Annotated in this window: 27 protein-coding genes and 1 pseudogene; 16 read left to right on the plus strand and 12 right to left on the minus strand. The window is 74.3% G+C overall.

What is annotated here, in order from left to right:
- Positions 1-142 precede the first annotated feature (142 nt).
- A complete protein-coding gene (locus tag F6X68_RS04890) occupies positions 143-1,753 on the plus strand; it encodes a hypothetical protein (RefSeq protein WP_151453127.1) in 1,611 nt (536 codons plus the stop codon).
- A 49-nt stretch (positions 1,754-1,802) separates the two neighbouring features.
- Here the strand turns inward: F6X68_RS04890 and F6X68_RS04895 are convergent, their stop codons facing one another.
- The 4 genes from F6X68_RS04895 to F6X68_RS04910 form a co-directional block, all read right to left on the minus strand.
- Positions 1,803-2,369, minus strand: coding sequence for a GNAT family N-acetyltransferase (locus F6X68_RS04895; RefSeq protein WP_151453128.1), 567 nt, complete (start codon positions 2,367-2,369; stop codon positions 1,803-1,805).
- 100 nt (positions 2,370-2,469) lie between these two features.
- Positions 2,470-3,309: an ABC transporter ATP-binding protein gene (locus F6X68_RS04900; RefSeq protein WP_151453129.1), complete on the minus strand. Its 840-nt coding sequence runs from the start codon at positions 3,307-3,309 to the stop codon at positions 2,470-2,472.
- Between the two features lie 47 nt (positions 3,310-3,356).
- On the minus strand, positions 3,357-4,382 hold the full coding sequence (locus F6X68_RS04905) for an iron chelate uptake ABC transporter family permease subunit (protein ID WP_151453130.1): 1,026 nt from the start codon (positions 4,380-4,382) through the stop codon (positions 3,357-3,359).
- Entirely contained in the window at positions 4,379-5,455 is a 1,077-nt protein-coding gene (locus F6X68_RS04910; RefSeq protein WP_370518908.1) for a FecCD family ABC transporter permease, read from the minus strand. The genes F6X68_RS04905 and F6X68_RS04910 overlap by 4 nt, the downstream gene beginning before the upstream one ends.
- Before the next feature lie 90 nt (positions 5,456-5,545).
- Between F6X68_RS04910 and F6X68_RS04915 the strand changes: the two genes are divergently transcribed.
- Together F6X68_RS04915 and F6X68_RS04920 are read left to right on the plus strand one after the other, a co-directional pair.
- Positions 5,546-6,583 (plus strand): ABC transporter substrate-binding protein, encoded by a 1,038-nt coding sequence (locus F6X68_RS04915; RefSeq protein ID WP_151453132.1) that lies wholly within the window; start codon positions 5,546-5,548, stop codon positions 6,581-6,583.
- A complete protein-coding gene (locus tag F6X68_RS04920) occupies positions 6,580-7,425 on the plus strand; it encodes a siderophore-interacting protein (protein ID WP_151453133.1) in 846 nt (281 codons plus the stop codon). Before F6X68_RS04915 ends, F6X68_RS04920 begins: the two co-directional genes overlap by 4 nt.
- Positions 7,426-7,489: 64 nt before the next feature.
- Here F6X68_RS04920 and F6X68_RS04925 read toward each other — a convergent pair whose 3' ends face one another.
- On the minus strand, positions 7,490-7,975 hold the full coding sequence (locus F6X68_RS04925; RefSeq protein ID WP_151453134.1) for a GNAT family N-acetyltransferase: 486 nt from the start codon (positions 7,973-7,975) through the stop codon (positions 7,490-7,492).
- 93 nt (positions 7,976-8,068) lie between these two features.
- Positions 8,069-8,566, minus strand: coding sequence for a DinB family protein (locus F6X68_RS04930; protein WP_151453135.1), 498 nt, complete (start codon positions 8,564-8,566; stop codon positions 8,069-8,071).
- Between the two features lie 202 nt (positions 8,567-8,768).
- On the opposite strand from F6X68_RS04930, the gene F6X68_RS04935 reads away from it, so the two are divergent.
- Positions 8,769-9,209 carry a hypothetical protein gene (locus F6X68_RS04935; protein WP_151453136.1) on the plus strand — a complete coding sequence of 147 codons (441 nt, stop codon included), beginning with the start codon at positions 8,769-8,771 and terminating at the stop codon, positions 9,207-9,209.
- Between the two features lie 146 nt (positions 9,210-9,355).
- On the opposite strand, the gene F6X68_RS04940 is transcribed toward F6X68_RS04935, so the two are convergent.
- Complete coding sequence (locus F6X68_RS04940; RefSeq protein ID WP_225851988.1) at positions 9,356-9,643, minus strand: hypothetical protein; 288 nt, start codon at positions 9,641-9,643, stop codon at positions 9,356-9,358.
- A 243-nt stretch (positions 9,644-9,886) separates the two neighbouring features.
- On the opposite strand from F6X68_RS04940, the gene F6X68_RS04945 reads away from it, so the two are divergent.
- The 4 genes from F6X68_RS04945 to F6X68_RS04960 all read left to right on the plus strand — a co-directional run bounded on the left by F6X68_RS04945 (position 9,887) and on the right by F6X68_RS04960 (position 12,721).
- On the plus strand, positions 9,887-10,249 hold the full coding sequence (locus F6X68_RS04945; RefSeq protein WP_151453137.1) for a YciI family protein: 363 nt from the start codon (positions 9,887-9,889) through the stop codon (positions 10,247-10,249).
- Between the two features lie 15 nt (positions 10,250-10,264).
- Positions 10,265-10,660, plus strand: coding sequence for a YciI family protein (locus F6X68_RS04950; protein ID WP_151453138.1), 396 nt, complete (start codon positions 10,265-10,267; stop codon positions 10,658-10,660).
- On the plus strand, positions 10,657-11,901 hold the full coding sequence (locus F6X68_RS04955) for an RNA polymerase sigma factor (RefSeq protein WP_151453139.1): 1,245 nt from the start codon (positions 10,657-10,659) through the stop codon (positions 11,899-11,901). Before F6X68_RS04950 ends, F6X68_RS04955 begins: the two co-directional genes overlap by 4 nt.
- Positions 11,902-12,022: 121 nt before the next feature.
- Complete coding sequence (locus F6X68_RS04960) at positions 12,023-12,721, plus strand: class I SAM-dependent methyltransferase (RefSeq protein WP_151453140.1); 699 nt, start codon at positions 12,023-12,025, stop codon at positions 12,719-12,721.
- Positions 12,722-12,862: 141 nt separating this feature from the next.
- Here the strand turns inward: F6X68_RS04960 and F6X68_RS04965 are convergent, their stop codons facing one another.
- Entirely contained in the window at positions 12,863-14,440 is a 1,578-nt protein-coding gene (locus tag F6X68_RS04965) for an NAD(P)/FAD-dependent oxidoreductase (RefSeq protein WP_151453141.1), read from the minus strand.
- A 227-nt stretch (positions 14,441-14,667) separates the two neighbouring features.
- Here F6X68_RS04965 and F6X68_RS04970 point away from each other — a divergent pair, with 227 nt between their 5' ends.
- Positions 14,668-15,921 (plus strand): hypothetical protein, encoded by a 1,254-nt coding sequence (locus tag F6X68_RS04970; protein ID WP_225851990.1) that lies wholly within the window; start codon positions 14,668-14,670, stop codon positions 15,919-15,921.
- Positions 15,922-15,927: 6 nt separating this feature from the next.
- Here F6X68_RS04970 and F6X68_RS04975 read toward each other — a convergent pair whose 3' ends face one another.
- Positions 15,928-17,160, minus strand: coding sequence for an MAB_1171c family putative transporter (locus F6X68_RS04975; protein WP_151453143.1), 1,233 nt, complete (start codon positions 17,158-17,160; stop codon positions 15,928-15,930).
- A gap of 12 nt (positions 17,161-17,172) precedes the next feature.
- The gene (locus tag F6X68_RS04980) at positions 17,173-17,646 is read right to left on the minus strand and encodes a hypothetical protein (protein WP_151453144.1); all 474 of its coding nucleotides are present in this window, start codon (positions 17,644-17,646) and stop codon (positions 17,173-17,175) included.
- A 258-nt stretch (positions 17,647-17,904) separates the two neighbouring features.
- On the opposite strand from F6X68_RS04980, the gene F6X68_RS04985 reads away from it, so the two are divergent.
- On the plus strand, positions 17,905-18,513 hold the full coding sequence (locus F6X68_RS04985; protein ID WP_151453145.1) for a phosphoesterase PA-phosphatase: 609 nt from the start codon (positions 17,905-17,907) through the stop codon (positions 18,511-18,513).
- A gap of 18 nt (positions 18,514-18,531) precedes the next feature.
- Here F6X68_RS04985 and F6X68_RS04990 read toward each other — a convergent pair whose 3' ends face one another.
- A complete protein-coding gene (locus tag F6X68_RS04990; protein ID WP_151453146.1) occupies positions 18,532-18,936 on the minus strand; it encodes a helix-turn-helix domain-containing protein in 405 nt (134 codons plus the stop codon).
- A 440-nt stretch (positions 18,937-19,376) separates the two neighbouring features.
- The gene (locus F6X68_RS04995) at positions 19,377-20,441 is read right to left on the minus strand and encodes a LacI family DNA-binding transcriptional regulator (protein ID WP_151453147.1); all 1,065 of its coding nucleotides are present in this window, start codon (positions 20,439-20,441) and stop codon (positions 19,377-19,379) included.
- Between the two features lie 290 nt (positions 20,442-20,731).
- On the opposite strand from F6X68_RS04995, the gene F6X68_RS05000 reads away from it, so the two are divergent.
- From F6X68_RS05000 to F6X68_RS34825, 6 genes and pseudogenes are all read left to right on the plus strand, one after another.
- Entirely contained in the window at positions 20,732-21,883 is a 1,152-nt protein-coding gene (locus tag F6X68_RS05000) for a Gfo/Idh/MocA family protein (protein WP_151453148.1), read from the plus strand.
- Positions 21,884-21,997: 114 nt separating this feature from the next.
- Positions 21,998-23,152: a dihydrodipicolinate synthase family protein gene (locus F6X68_RS05005; RefSeq protein WP_151453149.1), complete on the plus strand. Its 1,155-nt coding sequence runs from the start codon at positions 21,998-22,000 to the stop codon at positions 23,150-23,152.
- Between the two features lie 124 nt (positions 23,153-23,276).
- Complete coding sequence (locus F6X68_RS05010; RefSeq protein WP_151453159.1) at positions 23,277-24,074, plus strand: sugar phosphate isomerase/epimerase; 798 nt, start codon at positions 23,277-23,279, stop codon at positions 24,072-24,074.
- A 54-nt stretch (positions 24,075-24,128) separates the two neighbouring features.
- Positions 24,129-24,572 (plus strand): hypothetical protein, encoded by a 444-nt coding sequence (locus F6X68_RS05015; protein ID WP_151453150.1) that lies wholly within the window; start codon positions 24,129-24,131, stop codon positions 24,570-24,572.
- 205 nt (positions 24,573-24,777) lie between these two features.
- Positions 24,778-26,163, plus strand: a complete 1,386-nt coding sequence (locus F6X68_RS05020) for an FAD-binding oxidoreductase (RefSeq protein ID WP_151453151.1) — start codon at positions 24,778-24,780, stop codon at positions 26,161-26,163.
- Positions 26,160-26,387, plus strand: a pseudogene (locus F6X68_RS34825) (4Fe-4S dicluster domain-containing protein); the annotation flags it as partial. The gene F6X68_RS05020 and the pseudogene F6X68_RS34825, both read left to right, overlap by 4 nt.
- Positions 26,388-26,397 lie beyond the last annotated feature (10 nt).

Here is a 26,397-nt window from a genome sequence, read left to right on the forward strand (position 1 = left end):
CCGTCGCCGGTCCCGGCGGCGGGGGCGAGTCGGATTTCGGCCCGTCGCCAATGCGACTTGCCGCATCCGCGCGGTGACGCCGGGTGCTCCCATGTCTCCCACTGGTCCGCACCGGGCGGGCCGACGGAAACGGAGAGTGCGAGTGGGACCCAACCTGCTGCGCCGCGTCGCCACGGCGACCGTGGCGCTCAGCTGCGCCGTCATCGGGACGGTGGTGGCGGCGACGGGGCCGGCGGCGGCCAGCCCGATCCGCAACAGCACCCCCTGGTCGGTGCTGCTCTGCAAGTTCAGCGACAAGCCGGCGGAGCCCCGGGCGCCGTCGTTCTTCGCCAACTTCCTCACCGACGCCGGCCTCGGCACCTCCGGGGTGGCGGACTACCTGGCCGACCAGTCCGGTGGCCGGGTCTCGCTGGCCGGCTCGGCCGTCCGGGGCTGGTACACGATGCCGTACACCCTGGCGCAGTACCAGTCGATCGACCGCGGCACCCGCATCCAGCGCTGCGTCGACACCGCCGCGGCCAACGGCTACACCGTCCCCGCCGGGCACCGCACCGCCGTCATGCTCAACGACTGGGTCGACTCCGGGGCCGCCGGCGGGCGGGTGCTGCTCGACCCGGGCGCCTGGAACGTCGGCTTCGCCGCCCACGAGATGCTGCACGGCTACAACCTGGGGCACTCGTTCTCCAACGACACCACCTACCAGAACGCGCCGTGGTCCCAGCCGGGGGAGTACGACGACCCGTGGGACGAGATGAGCGCGATGCACATCCACGCCTTCGCCACGGCGAACTACGGCACGAGCGCGGTCGGGCTCAACGCGTTCCACCGCGACGAGCTGGGCTGGCTGCCGAAGAACCGGGTGTTCACCATGGCCGCCGACGGGGTGGGCTCGCGGAGCATCACGTTGGCGCCGCTGGAGGTGCCCTCGACGAGCGGCCCGCAACTGGTCCGGATCCCGTTCGACCCCGCCGACACGTTCCACTACTACACCGTGGAGTTCCGCCGCAAGACCGGCTGGAGCGCCGGCATCCCGGCCGACACGGTCCTGCTGCACGAGGTCCGCAACGGCACGCCCACGCTGCTGCGTACCGGGCCCGGCGGCGGTCCGGCCCAGTCGCTCAACGCCAACGGGGTCCAGATCGGCGTGAACTGGATCTCGGGCAACTCCGCGTCGGTCACCGTCACCACCGACGTGGTGAACCGCTGCCTGCAGGGGTACGTCTGGCGGGAGGCCCGGCCGGGCGACATGGTCTGCGTCACCGGGGCGACCCGCAGCCAGGTGTGGGCGGACAACGCGGCGGCCCCGAGCCGCTGGACCAACGGCGCGTACGGCCCGCACACCTGCATCTCCGGCTACGTGTGGCGGGAGGCGTACGCCGGTGACGACGTCTGCGTGACCGGCGCCCAGCGCACCCAGGCGGCCTCGGACAACGCCGCCGCGGCGAGCCGCCGCAACCCGGCGCGCCTGGTCGCGGGGCCGAACACCTGCGTCAGCGGGTACGTCTGGCGCGACGCCGACCAGTCCGACTACGTCTGCGTCACCGGGACGACCCGCTCCCAGGTGCTCGCGGACAACGCCGTCGCCACGAGCCGCTGGGTCAACGGCCCGTACGGCCCGCACACCTGCGTCGCCGGCTACGTGTGGCGCGACGCGTTCCTCGGTGACGACGTCTGCGTCACCGGCACCCAGCGCAGTCAGGCCGCGGCGGACAACGTCGCCGGCCCGGGCCGGGTGCTGCGGCCGGGCGGCTGAGCCCCCGACGCTCCCCGGGTGGGCGATCGCCCGGGGAGCGTCCCGCGTCTCAGGGCCGGCCGGCCTCGAAGGTCTCCCGGTCGAGGAAGAGCAGCCGGGCCCGCTTGCCGTTCACGTCGATCAGCGGGCCGGCGACGAAGCCGGTGCGCCGGAGCCGCTCGACCGCCTTGTCGTTGCGCGCGTCCGGCTCCATCACGACGCGCCGGTGTCGCGGGTCGGCGAAGACGAAGTCGAGGAACACGCGCAACAGGGTGCCGGTGAAGCCCCGCTCGACCGCGCCGGGCGGGCCGATCAGCAGGTGGGCCCCGTGGTCGCCGGGCTGGACCGGGTAGCACTCGCCGACCGGGTCGGCGGCCGGCTCGTAGGTCTGGAACAGCGCCACCGGTGTGCCGTCGCGGTGGGTCAGCCAGGCGTGGTGGGTGGGCAGCGAGTCGAGGTAGCGGTAGATTTCCTCGACCCGGTCGCGGCCGGCGTCGCGCATGCCCCAGAACCGGGCGCGTTCCTGGCTGACCCAGGCGTGGATCAGGTCGATGTCGGTGTCGGGGTCGACGGGTCGGATCGTCACCCGGCCGAAGCCGTCGACGTCCTGTCGGTAGGTGCTGGCGAGATCACGCATCGTGTGCCACCGTACGGTGATTCCGGTCGATGCGCGAGTAGGTCGACCCGTGGCGCGGCGCGGGCCGGCAGGCGGCCGGCGCCGGCGGCGCGAACGCCCGTCACCCGCCCACCTTGCCTCCGCCGGCGGTGACCGCCGGGGCGCTCGCGGCGGCCCGGCGGCGGGCGGCGGGGACCACCAGCGGGGTACCGGTCTCCGGGTCGTCGATCACGCGGCAGGGCAGCCCGAAGACCTCCTCGACCAGCTCGGCGGTGACCACCTTCCGGGGCGCGCCGGCGGCGACCACCTCCCCCTCGCGCATCGCGATCAGGTGCGTCGCGTAGCGGGCGGCGTGGTTGAGGTCGTGCAGCACCGCCACCAGCGTGCGGCCCTGCTCCTCGTGCAGCCGGGCGCAGAGGTCGAGGATCTCGATCTGGTGGGCGATGTCCAGGTAGGTGGTCGGCTCGTCGAGCAGCAGCAGGGGGGTCTGCTGGGCCAGCGCCATCGCGATCCACACCCGCTGCCGTTGCCCGCCGGAGAGCTCGTCGACGGCCCGGTCGGCCAGGTCGGCGACCCCGGTGGCGGCCATCGACTCGGTGACCACCCGTTCGTCCTCGCGCGACCACTGCCGCAGCAGCCCCTGGTGCGGGTACCGGCCGCGGGCGACGAGTTCGGCCACGCCGATGCCGTCCGGCGCGATGGACGTCTGCGGCAGCAGGCCGAGGGTGCGTGCCACGCTGCGGGCCGGCTGCCGGTGGATGTCCTCGCCGTCGAGCAGGACCGCCCCGGCGGCCGGCTTCAGCAGCCGGGACAGGGCCCGCAGCAGGGTGGACTTGCCGCAGGCGTTGGGGCCGATGATGACCGTGAAGGACCGGTCGGGCACGGCGACGCTCAGGTCCTGCGCGATGGTCCGCCGCTCGTAGGCGAGGGTCATCGCGGTGCCGCTCAGCCGGGACTGCATGCTCGGTGCTCCGTTCTCGTCGTGGGTGGCCCGCTGGCCGCGTCCGGTCACAGTCGGCCGGCCCGGCGCTCGGTGGCCAGCAGCCAGACCAGGTAGGCGCCGCCGAGCACGCCGGTGACGACGCCGACCGGCAGTTGGTGCCCGGGGAAGGCCCGCAGCGCGAGCTGGTCGGCGGCGACCAGGAGAACCGCGCCGACGGCCGCCGAGGGCAGCAGGTTCGGCCCGGGGGCCCGGGTCAGCCGCCGCGCGAGGTGTGGCGCGGTGAGGGCCACGAAGTTCACCGGCCCGGCGGCGGCCGCCGCGAGGGAGACCAGCAGCACCGCCGCCGCGAGCACGACGAGGCGCAGCCGCTCCACGCGTACGCCGAGGGCGGCGGCGGTGTCGTCGCCCATCTCGACCAGCCGCATCGCCGGCCCGTAGCCGGCCAGCATGAGGGGCACCAGCACGCCCAGCGCGATCAGCAGCGGCAGCGCGTTCGACCAGCCGCGACCGTCGAGGCTGCCGGTGAGCCAGAGCACGGCGCGGGCGGCGTCCATCAGCGGGGCCCGGGTGAGCAGCCAGCCGTTGACGCCGGTGAGGATCGCCATGGTGCCGATGCCGACCAGGATCAGCCGGTACCCGTGCACGCCGCGCCGCCAGGACCGCGCGTAGACCAGCGCGCCGGTGACCAGCCCGCCGACCACCGCCGACGAGGCGAGCGCCACGCTGCTGCCGCCGAGCACCACCACGACGAGCGCCCCGGTGGCCGCGCCCTGGGTGAAGCCGAGCATGTCGGGGCTGCCGAGCGGGTTGCGTACGAGGGACTGGAAGACCGCGCCGGCCAACGCCAGCGCGGCGCCGACGCAGAGGGCGGTGACCACCCGGGGCAGCCGCAGCTCGGTGACGATGAACTCCTCGGCCGGGGTGCCCCGGCCGGTGAGGGCGCGCAGCACGTCGGCGGGGCTCATCGGGTAGTCGCCGCTGCCGATGGCGAGCACGCCCAGCGCCAGGGCCAGCAGCACGCAGGTGACGCCGACGGCGACGGCGCGGGGACGCAGCCGCAGGGACAGGCCGCCGGTACGCAGGGTGATCACGGGTGGGCCACCCGTCCGCGCTGCACCAGCCAGAGGAAGAGCGGCCCGCCCGCCACGGCGGTCACGAGCCCGACCTGGAGCTCGCCGGGGCGGTTCAGCACCCGCCCGAGCACGTCGGCGCCGAGCAGCAGCACCGGTGCCAGCACCGCGCAGTACGGCAGCAGCCAGCGCAGGTCCGGCCCGGTGAGCGCACGCACCAGGTGCGGCACCAGCAGCCCGACGAAGACGATCGGCCCGCAGGCGGCGGTGGCGGCGCCGCAGAGCAGCGTGATCGCCAGGATGACCGCGCCCCGGACCAGGGCCGGGCGGGCGCCGAGCGCGCGCGCCGCGTCGTCGCCGAGGGCGAGGGCGTTGAGCGGGCGGGCGACGGCCAGGGCGACCAGCAGGCCCGCCGCCATGAACGGCGCGACCGTGCGGACGGTCGACGGCTCGGCGCTGGCCAGCGAGCCGACCGTCCAGAACCGCAGCCGTTCCAGCGAGGCCGTGTCCACCAGCATCACCGCGCTGACGTACGAGTAGAGGGTGGCGTTGAGCGCCGCGCCGGCCAGCGCCAGCCGGGCGGGGGTGGCCCCGCGCCCGCCGCCGACGGCGTACACGGCGGCGGTGACGGCGGCCGCGCCGAGCAGCGCGAACCACACCTGCCCGCCGACGCCACCGACGCCGAACAGCAGCGCCCCGGTGGCCACCGCCGCCGCCGCGCCGGCGTTGATGCCGAGCAGGCCGGGGTCGGCGAGCGGGTTGCGGGTCAGCGCCTGCATGACCGCGCCGGCGACGCCGAGCGCCGCCCCGGCGAGCAGGCCGAGCAGCGTACGCGGCAGCCGCATGCGGTGCACGACGGCGTACTCGGCGGCGTCGCGGTCCAGCAGGCCCTGCCACACGTCGGTGAGGGGAAGTTGTTTGGCGCCCACGGCGATGCTGAGCACCGCGACGGCCGCGAGCAGCAGCACCGACGCCGCGAGCCCGGCGGCCCGCAGGGCTGCCCGGCCGGGCCGGCGTACGGCCGGCGGTGCCGGCGGCGCGCCGACGCGGGGGGAGAGGGTGGCGGACAGTGTGGGCTCCGATTGGTGCGGAATTCCGAACGGGACTTGACAGCCGTTTAGGTTAGGTTAACCTAACCCCGCTGTCCATGGTCATTCGCCCGACCCTGATCGAAAGACACCGCCATGCCGCATCCCGTGTCCGCCCGCCGCCTCTCCCGCCGGGGCCTGCTCGCCGCCGGTGGCGCCGCCACCCTGGCAGCCCTGCTCGCCGGCTGCGGCGGGGACGAGGACTCCGCCACCCCGGCCGCCAAGGACTCCGGCGGGCCGTGGTCGTTCACGGACGACCGCAACGAGAAGGTGAGCGCCCCCGCCCGGCCGACCCGGGTGGTCGCCTTCACGGGGGTCGCCGCCGCGCTTGTCGACTTCGGGCTCGACAAGCAGATCGTCGGGGTGTTCGGCGAGACCAAGCGCTCCGACGGCAGCAAGGACCCGCAGGCCGGCGACCTCGACGTCGAGTCCGTGGAGATCCTCGGCAACGTCTGGGGCGAGTTCAACCTGGAGAAGTACGCCGCCCTGCGGCCCGAACTGCTCGTCACCCACATGTACGACCCGGGCGCCTTCTGGTACGTGCCGGACGAGAGCAAGGGCAAGATCCTCCCGCTCGCCCCCACCGTCACCGTGACCACCGCGCGGGTGCCGATGACCAAGCCGATCGAGCGGTACGCGCAGCTCGCCGAGTCCCTCGGCGCCGACCTGTCCGCGAAGAAGGTCACCGACGCCAAGGCCCGCTTCGAGGCCGCCGCCGAGTCGGTCCGCCAGGCGGTCAAGGCCAACCCGGGCATCAAGGTGCTCGCCTGCTCCGGCAGCCCCGACCTGTTCTACGCCTCCAACCCCAAGGTCAGCACCGACCTGATGTACTTCGCCGAGCTGGGCGTCGACATCGTCGTCCCCACCAAGCTGGAGGCCGGCGACTACTTCGAGGCGCTGAGCTGGGAGAACGCGGGCAAGTTCCCGGCCGACCTGCTCCTGCTCGACAACCGCGCCTCGGCCCTGCAACCCAAGGACATGGCCGCGAAGCCGACCTGGCAGCAGCTGCCGGCGGTCAAGGCCAACCAGGTCGCCGCCTGGGACGCAGTGCCCCGCTTCTCGTACGCCGGCGCCGCGCCGCTGCTGGAGAACCTGGCCGCCGCCATCAAGGGCGCGAAGAAGGTCACGTCGTGACCACCGCCGTCGCCGTGCAGTACCGCCTCTTCGCCGCGCGGGTCGTCGGCGCCCGCCGCGTCGGCGCCTCCCTGGTCCGGGTCACCTTCGGCGGGCCGGAACTGGCCGACTTCGCCGGTGGCGGCCGGGACCAGAGCGTCTCGCTGTTCCTGCCGCACCCCGGTCAGCCCGAGCCGGTGCTCCCCGTCGGGGCGGGGGAGGACTGGTTCGGCGCCTACCGGGCCATGGACCCCGACGTGCGCGCGGTGATGCGCTCGTACACCATCCGGGAGCAGCGCCCCGAGGTGGCCGAGGTGGACATCGACTTCGTCAGCCACGGCGACACCGGCCCCGCCTCCCGCTGGGCCCGCCACGCCCTGCCGGGCGACCGGGTGGTGCTGCTCGGCCCGGCCGTGCACGACAACCGCAGTGTCTGCTTCCGGCCCCCGGTCGGCACGGACTCGGTCCTGCTGGTGGCCGACGAGACCGGGCTGCCGGCCGCCGCCGGGATCCTGGCCTGGCTGCCGCCCGGCACCCCGGTGCGGGCCTGGATCGAGGTTCCCGACGCGGGAGACATCCAGGAACTGCCCACCGAGGCGCGGGCCGAGGTGCGCTGGATCGTGCGCGGCGCCACCGCCCCCGGCAGCACCCTGCTGGCGGACGCGGTGCGCGCCGCCCGGCTGCCGGCCGGCACCCCGTACGCCTGGATCGCCGGCGAGTCCTCGATGGTGCGCTCGGTGCGCCGGCACCTCGTCGGGGAGCGCGGCCTGGACCGCCGCCACGTCACCTTCTCCGGCTACTGGCGCCGGGGCGCCTCCGAGGACAACCTGCGCGCCGAGGCCGTCGCCAAGGCCGCCGTCTGACGATGCCCGCCGCGCGCCGCGTCCCGCCCCGATGGGACGCGGCGCGCGGCGTCCGGCCGGTCGCTCAGAACTCCCGGTACATCACGTGCAGGCCCACCCGGCCGAGGGTGGGATGCCGGAACGCGCCGGGCACCGTGCCCACCACGTCGAACCCCTCCCGCCGGTACAGCTCCACGGCGGTGGCGTTGCTCGCCACCACGGCGTTGAACTGCATGCCGGCGTACCCCCACTCGCGGGCCCAGTCGACCGCGTGCCGGCACAGCGCGGTGCCCACGCCACGCCCGCGCGCCGCGCGGGCCACCATGAAGCTCGCGGTGGCGACGTGCGCGCCCGGCCCGGGGCGGTTGGTGCCCATCTTCGCGGTGCCCAGCACCGCGTCGCCGTCGACCGCGACCACCGTCCGGCCGGGCGCGGCCTCCACCCACATGTCGTACGCCTGCTCGGCGGTCAGCTCCGGGTCGTAGGGGAAGGTCTCCCGCGCCCGGACCACCTCCTGGACGATCGGCCACACCTGGGCCCAGTCGGACTCGTGGAACTCGCGGATCCGCATCCGGCGGATGCTAGGGACGGCCCGGGTGCGGCGGCAAGGCGTTTACCGGCGGAGAGGGCGCGGCCCGGGTCGGCGGGGCGGACGTTGGGCGCACTAACCGTCGACGAGCTGCTCCCGGAGAATGTCCGCGTGCCCACAGTGCTGGGCGAGCTCGCGCAGCACGTGGAGATACACCCACCGCAGCGGAAGCGGGCCCCGCCGGTGCCCGTGCAGGATGTCGTCCAGGCCCAGGGACGACGTCGCGCGGCGTGACGCCTCGCAGGCCTCGCGGTGTGCGCGCTGGACGGTGGCGATCGTGTCGTCGTCATCGAGGATGAACGACTCGTCCGGCGTCGCGGGGATGCCGATCTCAGCGCGCGACCGGCACGTGACGGCCTCGTCGAACCAGACCTTCTCGACGAAGGTCACGTGCTTCACGAGGCCCAGCAGCGTGGTCCGGGAGGCCACCAACGAGCGGCGCGCCTGTTCCTCCGTCAGCCCGTCCAGGCAGCCGTTGAGCGCGCGACGGTGCTCGTCGAGGAACGCCTCGAACTGGGCCCGGGCTGGCTGGGCGACGACCTGGTCGGCGAAGGTGGGCGGGTAGGAGGGCATGGGAGAAGCATTCCAGACCGGCGCCCGGGAGCAGTGTCGGACATCGGCAGGTGGCCCAGGCCGAGGGCGGATGGTGCGGCTGGTACGGCGGGTCTGCGGACGTGACCGCCGACGGGTGCGCCAGGACGACGTCGATGACGCGGACCCGCTCGCCGCGGCCGGGGCTGTCGTCGGCCGGCGGTCGACAGGCTAGTTTGCTCGGATGAGTTCCCTCGATGACGTCGCGAGGCGTGACGGCTGGCGGTGCTGGGTGTGCGACGAGCCGGTCGACGCCGGCATGTCGGTGAACGACCCGCGTGGTCCCAGCGTCGACAGCCGCACCGCCGACAGGAAGGCCAAGGTCGCCGAGCGACTCGCGCACCGTGCCTGCAACACCCGCAAGGGCGCGGTCAAGGTGGTCATCGCCTGGCCGGACCACCTGCACGTGGTGGAGCCCGCGCCACTGATCACCGTCGCCGAGCGACTCGAACGCAAGGGCGGTCGCGAGCTGGTCGCCCGCTGTCCGAGCAGGAAGGACGCCCAGGCGGCGGCGGACTGGCTGGTCGACCGGTTCTCCCGGCTGGTGCCCGGACTGCCGGTGACCGCGAGCGTCGACGCGGGCGGCGGACAGTACCTCGTCGCCCTGGCCGCCGGCCGCCGCTGACGGGTGGCCCTGGTCGGCGCGTCGCCGACCAGGGTCCGATCCGTGAGCGTCCGGCAGCCCGGGACCCGAGCCGCCCCGGCGCTGCGGCACACCGCGCTCACCGGCCGTCTCCAGCCGGTGGCGTCGGTGGGCGATCAGTTCCCCGATCAGAAGGGGGGTGCGTCCTCGCCCATCAACGCCAGCACGACGCCTCCCTTCCCGCTCTTGAGGCCCTGGACCACGACCTTGCCGGTGCTGCCGTCGGGCAACTCCAACGTGAAGGTCTTCCCGACCGCGTTCTTGGGGCCGTTGCCGGCGCTGTTGGCGGGTCGGAAATCGCCCGCCCACGGCGGGGTCCCACCCTTGCGGGCGGGCTCGGCGAAGAGCGCGGCGGTGCCGGGGGTACGGGTGCCGTCGGAGGAGAGGAGCACTGAGGCGCTGCGATAGGTAGCCATATGCGCCAAGGCTATCCCGGATCGTGCCCGTTCGCGCCACCACAACTGCCGGGTGACGCGAACGGCTTCGGCAAACGACGGTGACCTCGTCTCACCCCTCGTGCCGCATCCTGGACCTCGATTCTCCGATGATGGTGTCGTATCGGGGCGTGGCCGTTCGTGGAACCAGTGTGCGGCGGCCGGCTGGGCCGTCAGACACGAGGAGCCGGCAGGGCCCTCGTCCGGGACCGAGAGGAGACAACCATGACGGAGTACCTGATCACCTTCAACGACGAGTGGGTGCCCGAACACACGGCGGAGCAGCTTCGCGAGAAGAGCAGGGCCGGCTGGGCCGTGATGGCGGACATGCAGGCCGAGGGCGTCCTGCTCTTCAGCAACGGGGGGCTCGACCGGTCCACCGCGGTGTGCAGCGTCGAATCGGTCGACGGCAGGCCCGTCTTCACCGACGGCCCGTACGTCGAGACCAAGGAGCACCTCGGCGGCTTCGCCGTCGTGGACGTGCCCGACGACGAGGCGGCGCGACACTGGGCCGGCAGGCTCGCGACCGCGCTCGACTGGCCGCAGGAGGTGCACCGGTTCAGAGGCCCCGGGGCGCGCCCGGCGTAACGGCGCCGGGGAGAAGTGAGCGTGGTGCCCAGATACCTGCTGTCCGTCCACGGACCGGCCGAGCCCACCGAGCTCGGCACCCACCCCTCCCAGGAGGCCGTGCCGCAGGCGTTCGCCGACACCGGCGCCTTCGACGAGAGGCTCCGGCGGGACGGTCACCTCGTCTTCACCGGCGGCCTGGCGCCCGCGACGACCGCCACCACCGTCGACGGGCAGGGCGAGCGGCCCGTTCTCACCGACGGGCCCTACCTGGAGACGAGGGAGCACCTCGACGGCTTCTGGGTCATCGAGGCGGCCGACCTCGACGTGGCCCTGGCCCTCGCCGCCGAGGGGTCGAGAGCGTGTCGCGGTACGGTCGAGGTGCGTCCCTTCCGAACCGGGGCATCCGTCCGAGCGCTGCCGGAGCCATGACCGATCCCACCGTCGAGCAGGCGATCACCCGTGTCCACCACGAGGAGTGGGCGCGGGTGGTCGCGGGCCTCGCGCGCCGTTTCGGCGATCTCGACGTCGCCGAGGAGGCGACGGCCGAGGCGTTCGTGGCGGCCGCGGAGCGGTGGCCGCGCGAGGGCGTACCGTCCAATCCCGGCGGTTGGCTCGCCACCACCGCGACCCGCAAGGCGATCGACCGGCTCCGTCGCGAGTCACAGCGCGACGCCAAACACCAGGCGGCCCGGATCATGTACGACGACACCCCTGCTGAGCCGACCGGCCCGGTCGAGGACGACCGGCTCAGACTGATCTTCACCTGCTGCCACCCCGCGCTCGCGTCGGAGGCCCGGGTGGCGCTCACCCTGCGCCTGCTCGGCGGCCTCACCGTGCCCGAGATCGCCCGCGCCTTCCTGGTGCGGGAGACCACCATGGCGCAACGGATCACCCGCGCCAAGACGAAGATCAAGGCGGCGCACATCCCCTACCGGGTGCCCTCGGCCGACGACATCCGCGAGCGGCTCGCCGGCGTGCTCGCGGTCGTCTACCTCGTCTTCAACGAGGGCTATCTCGCCAGCGAGGGGGACGCCCCGGTGCGCGTCGACCTCACCGACGAGGCGATCCGCCTCGGCCGCCTGCTCCGGACCCTCCTCCCGGACGACGGCGAGGTGGCCGGCCTGCTCGCCCTGATGCTCCTCACCGACGCCCGGCGCCCGGCGCGCGTGTCCCGCACCGGGGAGCTGGTGACCCTCGCCGAGCAGGACCGCGGCGCCTGGGACCGCACCCTCATCGCCGAGGGCAACGCCCTTCTCCGCGAGCGGATCGAGGCGATGGTGACCGGCGGCGACCCACCCGGGCGCTACCAACTGCAGGCCGCGATCAACGCGGTCCACACCGACGCCCCGTCCGCCCGGGACACCGACTGGTCCACCATCGTCGCCCTCTACGGGCGCATGTCGCTGCTCGACCCCTCACCGATCGTGCGGCTCAACCGGGCGGTCGCGGTCGCCGAGGTCGACGGCCCCGGGGTCGGGCTCGCCGAGATCGACCGACTTGCCGACGCCCTCGACGGCTACCACGCCTTCCACGCCGCGCGCGCCGACCTGCTGCGGCGACTCGGGCGCGGCGGCGAGTCGCGGACGGCGTACGACCGGGCCATCGGTCTCGCCGGCAACCCCGCGGAGCGGGCCTACCTCACCCGCCGCCGCGACCAGCTCGCCGGCTGACCGCCACCTGGAGCCAGCCCGTTGACTGGTGTCGACCGGAGCGCGGCAGGGGCAGTGGCGGCTCGACGACCGTGGCAGGATCGCGCTTTCGACCCCGCCGCGATGCCGAGGAGACAGCCTGGTGAAGGCCGACCACTACGACAGCTTCGCCGAGCGCTACAGCGCGGACAACGAATCCAACCTGATCAACGGCTACTACGAGCGGCCCGCGATGGTCGGGCTCGCCGGGGACGTGGACGGCCGGCGGATCCTCGACGCCGGCTGCGGTTCGGGTCCCTTGTCCGCGGCGCTTCGCGAGCGAGGGGCCGTCGTGACCGGCTTCGACTCCAGCCGGGCGATGGTCGAGCTGGCCCGACGGCGGCTGGGCGGGGACGCCACGCTGCTGGTGGCCGACCTCAGCGAGCCGCTTCCCTTCGCCGACGGCGCGTTCGACGACGTCGTCGCGTCCCTGGTCCTGCACTACCTGGAGGACTGGACCGCGCCCCTGGCCGAGCTGCGACGAGTCCTGAGGCCAGGGGGTCGCCTCATCCTGTCCGTGAACCACCCGATGGTCTACCCGGCGGTGAACCCGGGCGCCGACTACTTCGCCCTCGCACGGTGGTCGGAGGAGTACACCTTCGACGGGCACACCGCGGAGCTGACCTACTGGCACCGGCCGCTGCACGCGATGACGGCTGCGTTCACCGACGCGGGCTTCCGCCTCTCGGTCGTCAGCGAACCCCCCATGTCTCCCGAGACCCCGCGCGAGATCCTGCCCCCACATCTCGTGGACCGCACCACGTTCATCTGCTTCATCTTCTTCGTCCTCGAAGCGCACTGAGCCCGGGCCGGTCCGCCGCCGCACGCCACCGGCCTTCCCTCCCGGGCCTGCGCCGACGGTGCCGAACCCTCCCGAGCATCCGCCGATGGTGCCGAACCCTGCCGGGCCTGCGCCGATGGTGCCGAACGTGCAGCCGGCGGCTCAGCCGAGGCGCACGTGAGCCGGCCGTTCGGGCCGGGCGGTGCCGGTGCCGGTGCCGGTGCCGGTGCCGTCGAGCGTCGTGCCGACCGGAACGGCGGGCCGGGCCGGTACGACGGGCGCGTCCCGGCCGGTGCCCCGGTGGCCGTCCCCGTCGTGGCTCGACTCCTCGTGGTAGTCCTGCTCCACGTTGACCGACCACACGTCGTGCCGGGTGCCGCAGGCGATGTTCTCGGCGGTGAGCATCGCCGTCAGCATCGAGTGGTCCTGGTTGTTGTAGCGGTGCATGCCGTTGCGGCCCACCGGGTGGACGTTCGGCACCTCACGCGCCAGCCAGTCCCGGATCACGTCGACGTTGTGCTGGTAGCGCTCGTCGTAGACCGGGTACGCCTTCGGCATCCGCACCACGTACCCGGCCTCGACCACCCCCGGCCGGACCAGACCGAGCCGCTCCAGCTCGGCCGTCGCGGCGGCGACCAGCCCGGCGTCCGGCGTACGCCAGGTCTCGTCGTCCTCGAACACGAAGTACTCCAGGCCGAGGCAGGTGCGGCCGTCCTTGACCAGGTGCGGCGACCAGGAGCCGAAGTTCTGGATCCGGCCGACCTTCACCGCCGGGTCGTGCACGTAGATCCAGTTGTCCGGGAACGAGAACTCCTCCGGCACCACCAGCGCGACGGTCAGGAAGTCCCGGTACCGCAGGTCGGCCGCGGCGGCCAGCACCTCCGGCGGGGCCGCCGGGCGCAGCGCGGCGACCAGCTCGGAGATGGGCATCGAGGAGACGACGTGCTCCGCCGGCTCGGTACGCTGCCCGCCGGCCCCGTTGACGGTCACGGCGACGGCCCGGCGGCGCTCCGGGTCCCGGTGCACGGCGGTCACCCAGGTGCCGGTGTCCACCCGGCCCCCGCGTCGGCGCACCTCCTCGGCGCAGCGTTCCCACATCATGCCCGGGCCGAGCTTCGGGTACTGGAACTCCTCGATCAGGCTGGTCACGTCCTTGCGGTTGCGTCTGGGCAGCACCGCGTTGCGGACCGCCTTGGCCAGCGACAGGTTCTTGATCCGCTGCGCGGCCCAGTCGGCCTGCAACCGGTCGGCCGGCATCCCCCAGACCTTCTCGGTGTACGTCTTGAAGAACATCGAGTAGAGCCGCCAGCCGAACCGGGCGGAGACCCACCCCTCGAAGTGCGACTGGTCCTTCGGCGGGCGCAGCCGGGCCCGCGCGTACGAGCCCATGCACAGCGCGGCCTCCCGCACGCCGAGGTTGCGCAGGGCGTTCGCCGCGCTCAGCGGGTAGTCGAACAGGGCGCCCCGGTAGTAGATCCGGCTCATCCGGGGCCGCAGCAGGAAGTCCTCGTCGGGCAGGATCTCGTGCCAGAACTCCTCGACCCGGGCCACCTTCGTGAAGAACCGGTGCCCGCCGATGTCGAAGCGCCATCCGTCCCGCTCGACGGTACGGCTGATCCCGCCCACCACCTCGTCGGCCTCGAACACCCGGACCGCGCTGTCGCGCCGGAGCAACTCGTACGCCGCGGTCAGGCCCGCCGGTCCCGCGCCGATGACCACCGTGCCGTGCTCTTCGCCCATGCCCGTCGCCCCCTGCTTCCGCCTCCCGGAGGCGGCCCGCTTACCCGGCACCGGCCCGAACTCACCCCGGATCCCCGTCCGCTCCCGGGACACCCCGACGGGCGGAGCGCCCGGGACGCCCCGCGACGCGCCTGGCGCCCGGTTCCGCGCCGGGATCGCGCCGACGTGTCAACGGCCCCGGAACGGGGATGTGGCACCGGTCGGGCCGCCGGACCGGGAGACGCGTGATGGACAGTGGGCGGGCCGTCTCGGGCCGGCGGTGGCGCACGCTGCCGGCCCGGCTGGCCGGGCGCGGGCACGACCTGCGGCGGGCGGCGTCGCGGGCCGCCGGCCGGATGCCGACGCCGTGGCTGTTCGTCCTCGCCGTCTTCCTCGGTACGAAGATCGTGCTCAGCGCCCTCGGGGTGCTCGCGCTGAGCGCCTTCGACGACGTGCCCTGGGCCCCGCCGCCGGACGAGACGATGATGCGCGAGCAGCAGCGGGCAGTCTCGGGGCACCGCGCGGTCGCGCTCTGGTTCGCCTGGGACTCCTTCCTCTACGACCGCCTGGCGCAGCTCCCGCTCGACGAGCCGTGGCCCGACTTCGGCTTTCCCCTGCTCTACCCGTTCCTGGCCCGTCCGCTGGCCCCGCTGCTGGGCGGGGACACCGCACTGGCGTTGCTGCTCGTCGCGAACGTCGCGCTCCTGCTGATGCTCTTCTACGCCCACCGGCTGGGCGAGCGGCTGCTCGGCGACGACGCCTCCGCCCGCCGGTTCGTCCGCTACCTCGTGCTGCTGCCGGCCGGGTTCCTGTTCCAGGCGGCGCTGACCGAGTCGCTGTTCCTCTGCCTCGCGCTCGCCGCCTTCCACTACGCCGAGCGGCGGCGCTGGCTGCTCGTGGGCGTCGTCGGCTTCTTCCTGGCGACGAGCCGCTCGGTCGGGTTCCTCGTCGTGCTCCCGCTGGCCCTGGTGCTGCTACGGCAGCACGGCTACCGGCTGGGCCCGCGCGCGTGGTGGGCGTACGTGCGCGTCGGCTGGCCGCTGGCGCTGGTGCCCGCCGGCTGGCTGGCGTTCATGGCGTTCTGCCGATGGCAGAGCGGCGACTGGTTCGCCTACAAGCACGCCCAGGAGACGGGTTGGGGCATCCGGGTGCAGAACCCGCTGGCGGTGCTGTGGCACGGCCTGACCGGCAGCCCGCCCCGCGACGCCCTGCGGGTGTGGGTCGCCGTGCTGGTGCTGGCGGTCCTGCTCGCGGGCGCCCGCCGACTCGGGCTGCCCTATCTCGTGTACGGGCTGACCATGGTCCTGGTGCCGCTGTCGATGGGGCCGCCGGTGTACAAGAGCCTGCTGCGCTATCTGCTGGCCGTCTTCCCGGTCGGCCTCGTGCTGGCCCGCTGGGCCCGCCACGCGGGCGCCGACGCCTGGCTGACCGCCGCCCTGGCCCTGCTCCAGGGCGCGCTCTTCGTCACCTGGCTCGCCTACTGGACCCACTTCATCATCTGAGCCCGCCTACGCCTCCCGCCCGCGCGCCGGGGCGTCCGGCGTACGGGCGGCGACCGCGCGCACCAGCTCCTCGGAGAGCGCCGTCGAGACCAGCGCCAGCCGACTCGCGTCGGCCTGCACGTCGGCCTGCGCGACCGCCACGCTCTGCGACTCCAGGGCCGGATCGACCTCCCGCGTCGCCGTCGCCCCCGAGGTGAAGCGCCGGAGCGCCACCAGGACCGCCGCGGCCTCACCGGCGGCGTCGGCACGCTCGATGCTCCAGCCGGCCGCCATCGCCCGCTGCCGGGCGGCGCCCGCCACGGACTCGTCGAGCGGGCCCAACGCACGCAGGCCGTCGCTGATCTCGACGCAGCGGCGGTAGAGCCGTTCGCCCAGGCGCCACGCCCACCGGGGGTCGACCTCCGGCCGGCGCGGGGGATGCAGGGCGATGGTCGGCATCGCCCGGTACAGCAGGTACCACAACGCGTGCAGGTCGCGGTGCGTGGCGTACCGGCGCGGCCAGGCGCGGACGCCGTCGACCGCCTTGCGGGCCGTCGCCAGCACGAAGCTGGCCCCGATCAGCGACACCGACAGCGTGATCAGCGTCTGCGTCGCGGCCGGCTCGGGCCACGGCGGCGCCACCCCGGCCAGCTTGAGGCAGATGAACAGGGCCTTGTGCGCGACGAATCCCGCACCGAAGGCCGCGCCAGCACTGAGCAGCCGCATGCTGGTCCTCAGCCGGGCGCCGGCGTAGCGCGCGTAGCCGGCGGACACCCGCAGGATGTCCACGACCGTCACCCCGAGGCAGGTCAGGAACGCGAGCATGTAGACGCCGACCGGTGGCAGGTCGCCGTACCGCTCGGCGAAGTGCAGGGGCTCGGACTCGGGGAAGTCGGCCCGCGAGAACGCCGCGACCATCACGCCGAACGCGACGGCGAGGAACACGCCCCGCCGCGCCATCAGCCGGCGTGCCCGCCCCGGGTCGCCCAGGTGCAGGAAGAGGAACTGGATCGCCGCCGCGGCGAGCAGCGCCGAGCCGTGCTCCACCAGCTTGGCGAGATTGGCCACGCCCGACACGCGGTCGAGCAGGCTGTGCACCGGCGCCCACCCGGCGGTGACGGCCACCCCCATCCCCAGGCAGATCCCCGCGCTCGCCAGGATCCTCGGGTTGGCCGGATCCCGACCCAGCGCCCTGAGCTTCACCAGGAACGCCACCGCGGCGACGCTGGCGGCGACCAGATGACCGACCGTGACGAGCACCGGATCTCCCGCCTAGTCCGTCAACGTCGCGGCGATGCGGTGCATGACGGCGGCCGTGACGCCGCCCAGCTCGTCGAAGGCCACGTCCTCGCCGCCGCCGTCGAGCCGTGCCCCCAGGTACGTCGCCAGCAGCTCCGCGTCGTGCTCCTGCTGCTCGTCGAACGTGGCGGGGGAGCGGGCGAGCACCCCGTGCGCCGCCGCCGGCTCACCCGTTCCGCCGGAGGGCACCGCCCGCGCGGTGTGCCGCAGGGCGATGTGCATCAGCTCGTGCAGGATCGTCTGGACGCGCAGCACGGGCGGCGCGTCGCGACTGAACAGGACGTAGTCGGTCCCGGCGGTCGCCACCCACAGCCCGCAGGGACCGGCCTGCCCGTCGACGCTCATCGCGGCGAGTTGGATGCGCCGACCGCGCGTGGTCTCGAGCGCGGACACCAGGCCCCGCACCGTCAGGGGCGACGGCAGGTCCACGTCGAGCTGGCGCAACAACCGCTGTCTCCGACGCCGTCGGTGCCACATCGTCCGCCATCACTCTCCCCGACGGGCCGCCAGCCCGAGAGACCCCCGTGTCGTGTCACCCGACCGTCGCGTCCACCCCGGACGGTCCACGCCCGTGCCGGCCGCGACGGCGCGGGTGCGGGCAGCATAGCCAAGCGCGACGACACTGTGACGCCCGAGCGGGGCGGAACGTGACAGCTCACGCCCGCGGTGCGCCCGCCGCCCGGGGCGGTCGGCAGAATGTGGACCGTGCACGACGTCATCGACCGCCCCGACCGCATCAGCAGGCTGCTCGCCCGCGCCGCCACCGAGGTCTTCGCCCCGGCGCTGCTGGCCGCGCTGATGCCCGTCGTCGTGGGCCTGCACGCCGCGTCGCCCGTCGAGGTGGGCCTCGCCTGGGCCCTGGTCGGCTCCCTGTTCTGCTCGATCATCCCCAACAGCCTGATCTGGTGGGGCGTACGCCGGGGCCGGCTGACCGACCACCACATCAGGCGACGGGAACAGCGCCGGCGGCCACTGGCGTACGGGCTGCTGTCCGTGCTGGTGGGCCTCGCCGTGATGATCGGGTTCGGCGCCCCGCGCCCCGTCCTGGCGATGGTCGTCGTCATGTTCGCCCTCGGCCTCGCCGTGACCGTGGTCAACCTGGCGTGGAAGCTCAGCATCCACGCGGCCGTGGCGGCCGGCGCGGCGGCCGTGCTCGTGATCGAGTTCGGACCGGCGCTGCTCGCCTCGGCGCCCGTGGTGGCGCTGGTCGGCTGGTCGCGGGTACGCCTGCGCGACCACACCGTCGGTCAGGTGGCCGCCGGCACCGTCGTGGGGACGCTCATCGCCGCCCCCACGTTCCTGCTGCTGCGGTGAACGGAGGCGGGAGCCCGCTCACGTCCGGCCGCGCCCCGAGGTCTTGTTGCGTGCCTCCAGCGCCGCGACCTGCTCCACGATGGCGCGTAGGCTCGCCCTGGGCGCCCCCGGCGGCATCCGGCGGGCCAGGACGGTGATCGTCTCCAGGTCGGGGTCGCCCTCGCCGTCTGCGGTCACGGTGTCGAAGAAATAGCCCGGGGGCACCCGGAAGAAGTTGGCGAGCTGCTGGATCGCCGACCGGGTGGGATTGTCCCGCTCGCCGCTCAGCAGGTAGTTGACGTAGCTCGTCGAGAGCCCCGTGGCCCTGGCGACCTCCTCTGGCGAGAAGGGCCTGTCGCTGCCGGGCCGGCGATGCGTCTCGAACAGGTGCCGCAGCCGGTCGGCGAAGGACGTCGATCCGCTGGCCTCGCCGCCGTCGGCCATGACACCCCTCCCGATCCGACCCGAGGACGCCCACCATAGTGGTTGGGCCGGGCTGCGCCGCCACAATGGTTGCGGGCCGTGGCGGACCGTGCTTGACTGACCACGCCGACCACTGTTGTGGCAGTGACACCGTAGCGGACAACCATAGTGTGTTCCAGGACACCCGCACCAGCGTGTGTCGACTCCGCGTCGGCGCGTCGGCCGACGACCGCCAGGCGCGGCACAGGGGGGACGGAAACGGGGGATGCGCAAGCCGCTCAGGGCGCGCACCGCACCGCACGCCGAGAAGCAGCCGGCAGGGGGGACCGCAGCCGGTACGGCCGCGCGCATCTGGGGGGCCGTCCTCCGCGCGACCTGGCGCCAGGTGGCCCCGGGCGCCATGCCCGGGGCCACCGACGACGGTGTCCACGTGGCCGGCCGTCCCGGTGACCGGAGGGTCGTCAGCCGGCTGACGCGCCCGATCCCGCCGCCCGTGGGCGGACCGGGGTGACCTCGGGGGCCGGCCCGGTGCTGTCCCGGCGCACCACCTCGGCGGGCAGCACCTCGACGCGGGGCGCCGCGGCCCCCGGGTCGAGTGCCAGCGACATCGCTCGGGCCCCCATCTCGACCAGGGGCAGCCGGACGGTGGTCAGCGCCGGGGTGACGTCCCGGGCGATCGGCATGTCGTCGAAGCCGATGACCGACATCTGCCGGGGCACCGCCACCGACCGGGAGCGCAGCAGCGCCAGCGCGCCGATCGCCATCGAGTCGTTGAGCGCCACGACGGCGGTCAGCTCGGGGTCGGCGTCGAGCAGCGCGGCCGTGGCGGCGACGCCGCCGTCGCGGTCGAACTCGGCGTGCCGGACGCGGTGCTCGGGCAGGCTCAGCCCGTGCGCGGCGAGGGACTCCCGCAGGCCGGTGAGCCGGTCGGTGGTGGTGGTGAGCACGGCCGGCCCGGCCACCACCCCGATCGCCCGGTGGCCGAGTTCGTAGAGCTCCTCGCCGATCAACCGGCCGCCGGCGCGGTTGTCCGGCATCACCGCGTCGCCGGAGTGCTCGTGCCGGCCGATGACCGCGACCCGTCCGCCGGTCGCCTCGTACGCGGCGAGCTTCTCGTTGAGCAGCCGGGTGAAGGTGGCGTCGTGGTAGCCCGAGCCGGCCAGGATGATCGCGGCGACCTGCTGGCCGCGCAGCAGCTCGACGTACTCCAGCTCGCGGTCCGGGTCGCGGTAGCTGTTGCAGATCATCAGCAGCCGGCCCTGGTCGGTGGCGACCCGTTGCAGGCCACGGGTGATCTCGGCGAAGTACGGGTCGGAGACGTCGTGCACGATGACGCCCACCGCCACGCGGTGCGAGCGGGCCAGCAGTTGAGCGTGCGCGTTCGGCACGTACTGGAGCTCGGCGACGGCGCGCAGCACGCGCTCGCGGAGCTCCTCGGTGACGGGCTTGCTGCTGCCGTTGATCACCCGGGAGGCGGTCGCGGGCGAGACCCCCGCCCGCCGGGCCACGTCGGACAGGGTCGCCACTGCCGCCCCCTCGGTCGTTTCTCGACGGCCGCGCCCCGGTGCCGGCCATCCGTCACCGTACCGCAGCGAAAGCGCTTCCCCGCCCCGCCGCCCGCGTGGCCCGGCGGGCGGCGCAGGCCGCGAGACGGGTCGGACAGCCCCTTGCCTGAGGAGGGAGGCGTTCCCTACGCTGCCCAGGAAAGCGCTTGCCTGAGAATCGCCGCCGGGGGCCTCCCGGCGGCGGCGCAGGCGTGGAACAGGTCGCCCGCCGCCGGTCCCGGTCGGAGGCGCCCGCGGAGGGAAGGAACACCATGACCCGCAGGTCGATAGGCATCATCGTCAACGGCGTCACCGGCCGGATGGGCTACCGGCAGCACCTGGTGCGCTCCCTGCTCGCCATCCGCGAGCAGGGCGGCGTGCCCCTGGCCGACGGCACGTCGATCTGGCCCGAGCCCGTCCTGGTCGGGCGCAGCGAGACCAAGCTCCGCGAGATCGCCGAGCGGCACGGGCTGACCGACTGGACCACCGACCTGAGCGCGGCGCTGGCCCGCGACGACGTCGAGATCTACTTCGACGCCCAGGTCACCCAGCAGCGGGAGAAGGCGATCCGCCGGGCGCTGGACGCCGGCAAACACATCTACACCGAGAAGCCGCTGGCTGAGGACACCGAGGGCGCCCTCGACCTGGCCCGGGCGGCGCGCGCCGCCGGCGTGCGTACCGGGGTGGTGCAGGACAAGCTCTTCCTGCCCGGGCTGCGCAAGCTCAAGCGGCTCATCGACGGCGGCTTCTTCGGCCGGATCCTGTCGGTGCGCGGGGAGTTCGGCTACTGGGTGTTCGAGGGCGACTGGCAGCCGGCCCAGCGCCCGTCCTGGAACTACCGCAGCGAGGACGGCGGCGGCATCGTCGTGGACATGTTCCCGCACTGGCAGTACGTGCTGGAGGAGCTCTTCGGCCGGGTGCGTACCGTTTCCTGCGTCACCGCCACACACGTGCCGCAGCGGGTCGACGAGGCGGGCCGCACCTACCCGGCTACCGCCGACGACGCCGCGTACGGCATCTTCGAGCTCGACGGCGGCGTGGTCGCGCAGCTCAACTCCTCGTGGTGCGTCCGGGTGCACCGCGACGAGCTGGTCGAGTTCCAGGTCGACGGCACCGAGGGCAGCGCCGTGGCCGGGCTGCGCAGCTGCCGGGTGCAGCACCGGGCGGTCACCCCGAAGCCGGTGTGGAACCCCGACCTGCCGGTCACCGAGCCCTTCCGGTCGCAGTGGACGGAGGTGCCGGACAACGAGGAGTTCGACAACGGCTTCAAGGTGCAGTGGGAGGCGTTCCTGCGGCACGTCGTCGCCAACGAGCCGTTCCCGTGGGACTTCCTGGCCGGCGCGCGCGGCGTGCAGCTCGCCGAGCTGGGCCTGCGGTCGGCGCGTGAGGGCGCCCGCCTGGACATCCCGGAGCTGGACCTGTGAGCGCGAGGAGTGAGCCGGGGTCGCGAGCCCCGCAGTCGCGAACGGAGGTGGCGCTGTGAGCGCGAGGAGTGAGCCGGGGTCGCGAGCCCCGCAGTCGCGAACGGAGGTGGCGCTGTGAGCGGGGCCGACGTGGTGCTGCCCGGCGGGCGGCGGTACCGGCTGACCGGAGGCGAAGGCTTCCCGCGCCCCGCCGGGCCGCCGAGCAGCCGGATCGCGTACGCCGCCGCGCACGTGGTGGCCGATCCGACGGCCGAGAACGTCCCCGGCGCCCCGGCCGTGCTGGACTGGGACCGCACCCTGGCCTTCCGGCACCACCTGTGGTCGTACGGCTTCGGGGTGGCCGAGGCGATGGACACCGCGCAGCGCGGCATGGGCCTGGACTATCCGGCCACCCGCGAGCTGATCCGGCGCAGCGCCGCCGAGGCCCGCGCGGTCGGCGGGCGGATCGTCGCCGGGGTCGGCACGGACCAGCTCCCGCCCGGCCCGGCCACCCTGGCCGAGGTCGCCCGCGCCTACCGCGAGCAGCTCGACGACGTGCGGGCCGCCGGGGCCCGCCCGGTGCTGATGTGCAGCCGCCACCTGGCCGCCGCCGCCCGCAACCCGGAGGACTACCTGCGGGTGTACGACGAGCTGCTCTCCGTCGCCGACGAGCCGGTGGTGCTGCACTGGCTCGGCCCGATGTTCGATCCGGCGCTCGCGGGCTACTGGGGGTCGGCCGATCTCGACGAGGCCGCCGACGCCGTGGTCGAGCTGATCAAGGCCCACGACGCCCGGGTGGACGGGATCAAGGTCTCCCTGCTGGACGCCGACCGCGAGGTGGCGTTGCGCCGCCGGCTGCCCGCCGGGGTACGCCTCTACACGGGCGACGACTTCCACTACCCAGAGCTGATCCGGGGCGACGCGAGCGGCTACTCCGACGCGCTGCTCGGGGTGTTCGCCGCGATCGCACCGGCCGCCGCCGCGGCGTTCGCCGCACTGGACCGGGGGGAGCTGGCGACGTACGACCGGATCTTCGCGCCGACCGTGCCCCTGGCCCGGCACATCTTCGCGGCCCCCACCTGGCACTACAAGACGGGCATCGTCTTCCTGGCCTGGCTGACCGGGCACCAGGACCACTTCACGATGGTCGGCGGGGCGCAGTCCGGCCGCTCGCCGGAGCACCTGGCCACCCTGCTCACCCTCGCCGACGCCGCCGGGCTGCTGCCCGACGCGGACCTGGCGGCCGCCCGCGCCCGGGCGCTGTTCACAGTGGCGGGGGTTGACCAGTGAGTGCGAGGAGTGAGCCGGGTTTGCGAGCCCCGCAGTCGCAGACCGGAGGTGGCCCTGTGAGCGCGAGGAGTGAGCCGGGTTTGCGAGCCCCGCAGTCGCGAACGGAGGTGACGCAGTGAGTGGGCTGGAACGGTTCTCGTTCAACCAGGCCACGTCGCAGCACTGGCCGTTGCCCGAGGTGGTCGACGGCTGCGTCGCGGCCGGCGTGCCGGGGATCGGGCTCTGGCGGGAGCCGGTGGCCGAGTACGGGTTGGCCCGCGCCGCGAAGCTGGTCCGCGACGCCGGCCTCGAGGTCACGTCCCTGTGCCGGGGCGGCTTCTTCACCGCCGACGGCTGGCGGGAGGAGAACCTGCGCGCCATCGAGGAGGCCGCCACCCTCGGCACCTCGGTCCTGGTGCTGGTCTCCGGCGGGCTGCCGGTGGGCAGCCGGGACATCGACGGCGCCCGCCGGCAGGTCGCCGACGCCATCGCCGAGCTGGCCCCGCACGCCGCCGCGGCCGGGGTGACGCTGGCGATCGAGCCGCTGCACCCGATGTTCAGCGCCGACCGCTGCGTGGTGTCCACCCTCGGCCAGGCGCTCGACATCGCCGAGCGGTTCGACCCGGGCGTGGTCGGGGTCGTCGTCGACGCGTACCACGTGTGGTGGGACGACACGGTGTACGCGCAGATCGCCCGGGCGGGGGCGCGGATCGCCGCGTTCCAGGTGTGCGACTGGATCACCCCGCTGCCCGAGGGGGTGCTGCTCGGCCGGGCCCTGCCCGGTGACGGCTGCATCGAGCTGCGCCGGCTGCGGGAGGCCGTGGACGAGGCCGGCTACACCGGGCCGGTCGAGGTGGAGGTCTTCTCGGCCGAGGTGTGGGCCCGGCCCGGCCGGGAGGTCCTCGACGCGTCGGTCGCGGGTTACCTGCGCCACGTCGCCTGACGACGGGTCCCGGCCGGTCGGGCGGCCGGCCGGGATCCGGGCGAGGATGAGGGGGTGACCGACCGACGGGTGCACCTCGACGACCTCGGCGCGTGGCTGATCAAGGGCAACGCGGACCGGGTCGACCTGGCCGGCCGCTTCGCCCGTGATCCGCGGGTGACGGCCTGGTGCGTACGCCCCGGCTACCGGGCCCGGCTGATGCGTCCCGGTCAGCCGGTGGTCCTCTGGGCCAGTGGCAGCCGCGGCCGGCTCGCGTACGGCGTCTGGGGCGTGGGGTTGGTGGCCGCCGCCGCCGTGCCGGGGGAGCCGGGCGCGGCCTGGACGGTGCCGTTGGACCTGACGGTCCTCGCCGAGGCGCACCGGGTGCCCCGGGAGTCCTTCCGGGGCGACGCGCGGCTGGCCGGCGCGGAGGTGCTCCGGCAGCCGCAGGGAGCCAATCCGTCCTTCCTCACGGTGGCCGAGTTCGCCGCGCTGCGCGAGCACCTGCCGCCGCGCTGACGGCCAGGACCCGGCCGGCCCGATCCGGACCGTCGGCGCCGGGTGCGCAGCGGGCGGCGAGTGCGGTGACCCGGACGTGGGCCGGGCGGCCCGCCGTCTTCACCCGGCCCCTCCGGCTCTCTATGATCGGTGAAAACTGTCGCCAGACAGCCGGTCGCGAGCCGGCAAAAAGCTACAGGCGCGACCGGCGCCGGGAAGGGTGGGCATGGCGCTGTCCGCGACCGTCCTCGCCGAGCTGCGCGGGATCGTCGGTCCGTCGCACGTGCACGACGCGGCCGGTGACCTCGTGGCGTACGCGCGGGACGCGACGCCGCTGTTCTCGCACCGCCCGGACGCGGTGGTCTTCCCGGCCGACACCGCCGAGGTCGCCGCGGTGCTGGCACTCGCCACCCGGCACCGGGTGCCCGTGGTGCCCCGCGGCGCGGGCTCCAACCTGTGCGCCGCCACCGTGCCGCTGCGCGGCGGGATCGTGCTGGTTCTGACCCGGCTCAACGCCATCCTGGAGGTCAGCGGGGACGAGCTGCTCGCCCGGACGCAACCGGGCGCGACCAGCGCCGCCCTCGCCGACGCCGCCGCCGCACAGGGCCTGCTCTGGGCGCCCGACCCCGGCAGCCGGACCGTCGCCACGGTCGGCGGCACCATCGCCACCTGCGCGGGCGGGCTGCGCGGCCTGAAGTACGGCGTGACCCGCAACTACGTGCTGGGCCTGGAGGCGGTGCTGCCCACCGGCGAGGTGATCCGCACCGGCGGCCGGCTGTGGAAGGACGTCGCCGGCTACGACCTGACCCGGCTGCTCACCGGCTCCGAGGGCACCCTCGCCGTGATCACCGAGGCGACCGTGGCGCTGCTGCCCGCACCGGCGTCGGCGAACACCGGGGTCGCGTACTTCCCGACGCTGGCCGACGCGGGGGAGGCGGTCGCCCGGGTGATCCGGGCCGGGGTGGTGCCGGCGACGCTGGAGTTCCTCGACCGGGCCTGCATCGACGCCGTGGAGGACTTCGCCCACCTGGGGCTGCGTACCGACGCCGGCGCCCTGCTGCTCTTCGGCGACGACGGCCCGCCCGACCTCGTCGCCGCCCACCTGGACCGGATCGGCGCCGCCTGCGTCGAGGCCGGCGCGGTGGAGGTCACCACGGCCCGCGAGGTCGCCCAGGCCGAGGCGCTGCTGGCCGCCCGGCGCTGCGCGCTGCCGGCGCTGTCCCGCCGGGGCGGCGTGACCATCCTGGAGGACGCGACCGTGCCCCGGCCGCGCATCGCCGAGATGGTCGACCGGATCGACGCCATCGCCGCCCGGCACGACGTCGCCATCGCCACCTTCGGCCACGCCGGCGACGGCAACCTGCACCCCACCTGCGTGCTCGACTCGGCCGAGGACCACGACGCGGTACGCCGGGCCGAGGCGGCCTTCGCCGACGTCTTCGCCGCCGCCATCGACCTCGGCGGCACGATCACCGGCGAGCACGGGGTGGGGGCGGCGAAACTGCCGTTCCTCGCCGCCCGCCTCGGCGAGGACCAGCTCGCCCTGCTGCGCCGGATCAAGAGCGCCTTCGACCCGGCGGGCATCCTCAACCCCGGAAAGCTGGGATCATGACCGGCGACGTGTTCGACCCGGAGCAGCTGTCCCGCTGCATCTCCTGCGGGTTCTGTCTGCCGGCCTGCCCGACGTACGCGATGACCGGCGACGAGGCGTCCTCGCCGCGCGGCCGGATCACGCTGATGCGGGCGTTGCAGGACGGCACCCTGCCCCCGGACGACGGCACCCTCGCCGAGCAGTCCTCGTTCTGCCTGGGCTGCCGGGCCTGCGAGCCGGTCTGCCCGGCCGGGG

The organism is Micromonospora sp. AMSO12t, from assembly GCF_008806585.1.
GTDB classification, from domain to species: domain Bacteria; phylum Actinomycetota; class Actinomycetes; order Mycobacteriales; family Micromonosporaceae; genus Micromonospora; species Micromonospora reichwaldensis.

Coding starts and splice junctions, on each gene's coding strand:
- F6X68_RS04895 (WP_151453128.1), bottom strand. CDS start 2,369: ATGCGTGATCTCGCCAGCACCTACCGACAGGACGTCGACGGCTTCGGC.
- F6X68_RS04900 (WP_151453129.1), bottom strand. CDS start 3,309: ATGCAGTCCCGGCTGAGCGGCACCGCGATGACCCTCGCCTACGAGCGG.
- F6X68_RS04915 (WP_151453132.1), top strand. CDS start 5,546: ATGCCGCATCCCGTGTCCGCCCGCCGCCTCTCCCGCCGGGGCCTGCTC.
- F6X68_RS04925 (WP_151453134.1), bottom strand. CDS start 7,975: ATGCGGATCCGCGAGTTCCACGAGTCCGACTGGGCCCAGGTGTGGCCG.
- F6X68_RS04930 (WP_151453135.1), bottom strand. CDS start 8,566: ATGCCCTCCTACCCGCCCACCTTCGCCGACCAGGTCGTCGCCCAGCCA.
- F6X68_RS04935 (WP_151453136.1), top strand. CDS start 8,769: ATGAGTTCCCTCGATGACGTCGCGAGGCGTGACGGCTGGCGGTGCTGG.
- F6X68_RS04940 (WP_225851988.1), bottom strand. CDS start 9,643: ATGGCTACCTATCGCAGCGCCTCAGTGCTCCTCTCCTCCGACGGCACC.
- F6X68_RS04945 (WP_151453137.1), top strand. CDS start 9,887: ATGACGGAGTACCTGATCACCTTCAACGACGAGTGGGTGCCCGAACAC.
- F6X68_RS04955 (WP_151453139.1), top strand. CDS start 10,657: ATGACCGATCCCACCGTCGAGCAGGCGATCACCCGTGTCCACCACGAG.
- F6X68_RS04965 (WP_151453141.1), bottom strand. CDS start 14,440: ATGGGCGAAGAGCACGGCACGGTGGTCATCGGCGCGGGACCGGCGGGC.
- F6X68_RS04970 (WP_225851990.1), top strand. CDS start 14,668: ATGGACAGTGGGCGGGCCGTCTCGGGCCGGCGGTGGCGCACGCTGCCG.
- F6X68_RS04990 (WP_151453146.1), bottom strand. CDS start 18,936: ATGGCCGACGGCGGCGAGGCCAGCGGATCGACGTCCTTCGCCGACCGG.
- F6X68_RS05000 (WP_151453148.1), top strand. CDS start 20,732: ATGACCCGCAGGTCGATAGGCATCATCGTCAACGGCGTCACCGGCCGG.
- F6X68_RS05020 (WP_151453151.1), top strand. CDS start 24,778: ATGGCGCTGTCCGCGACCGTCCTCGCCGAGCTGCGCGGGATCGTCGGT.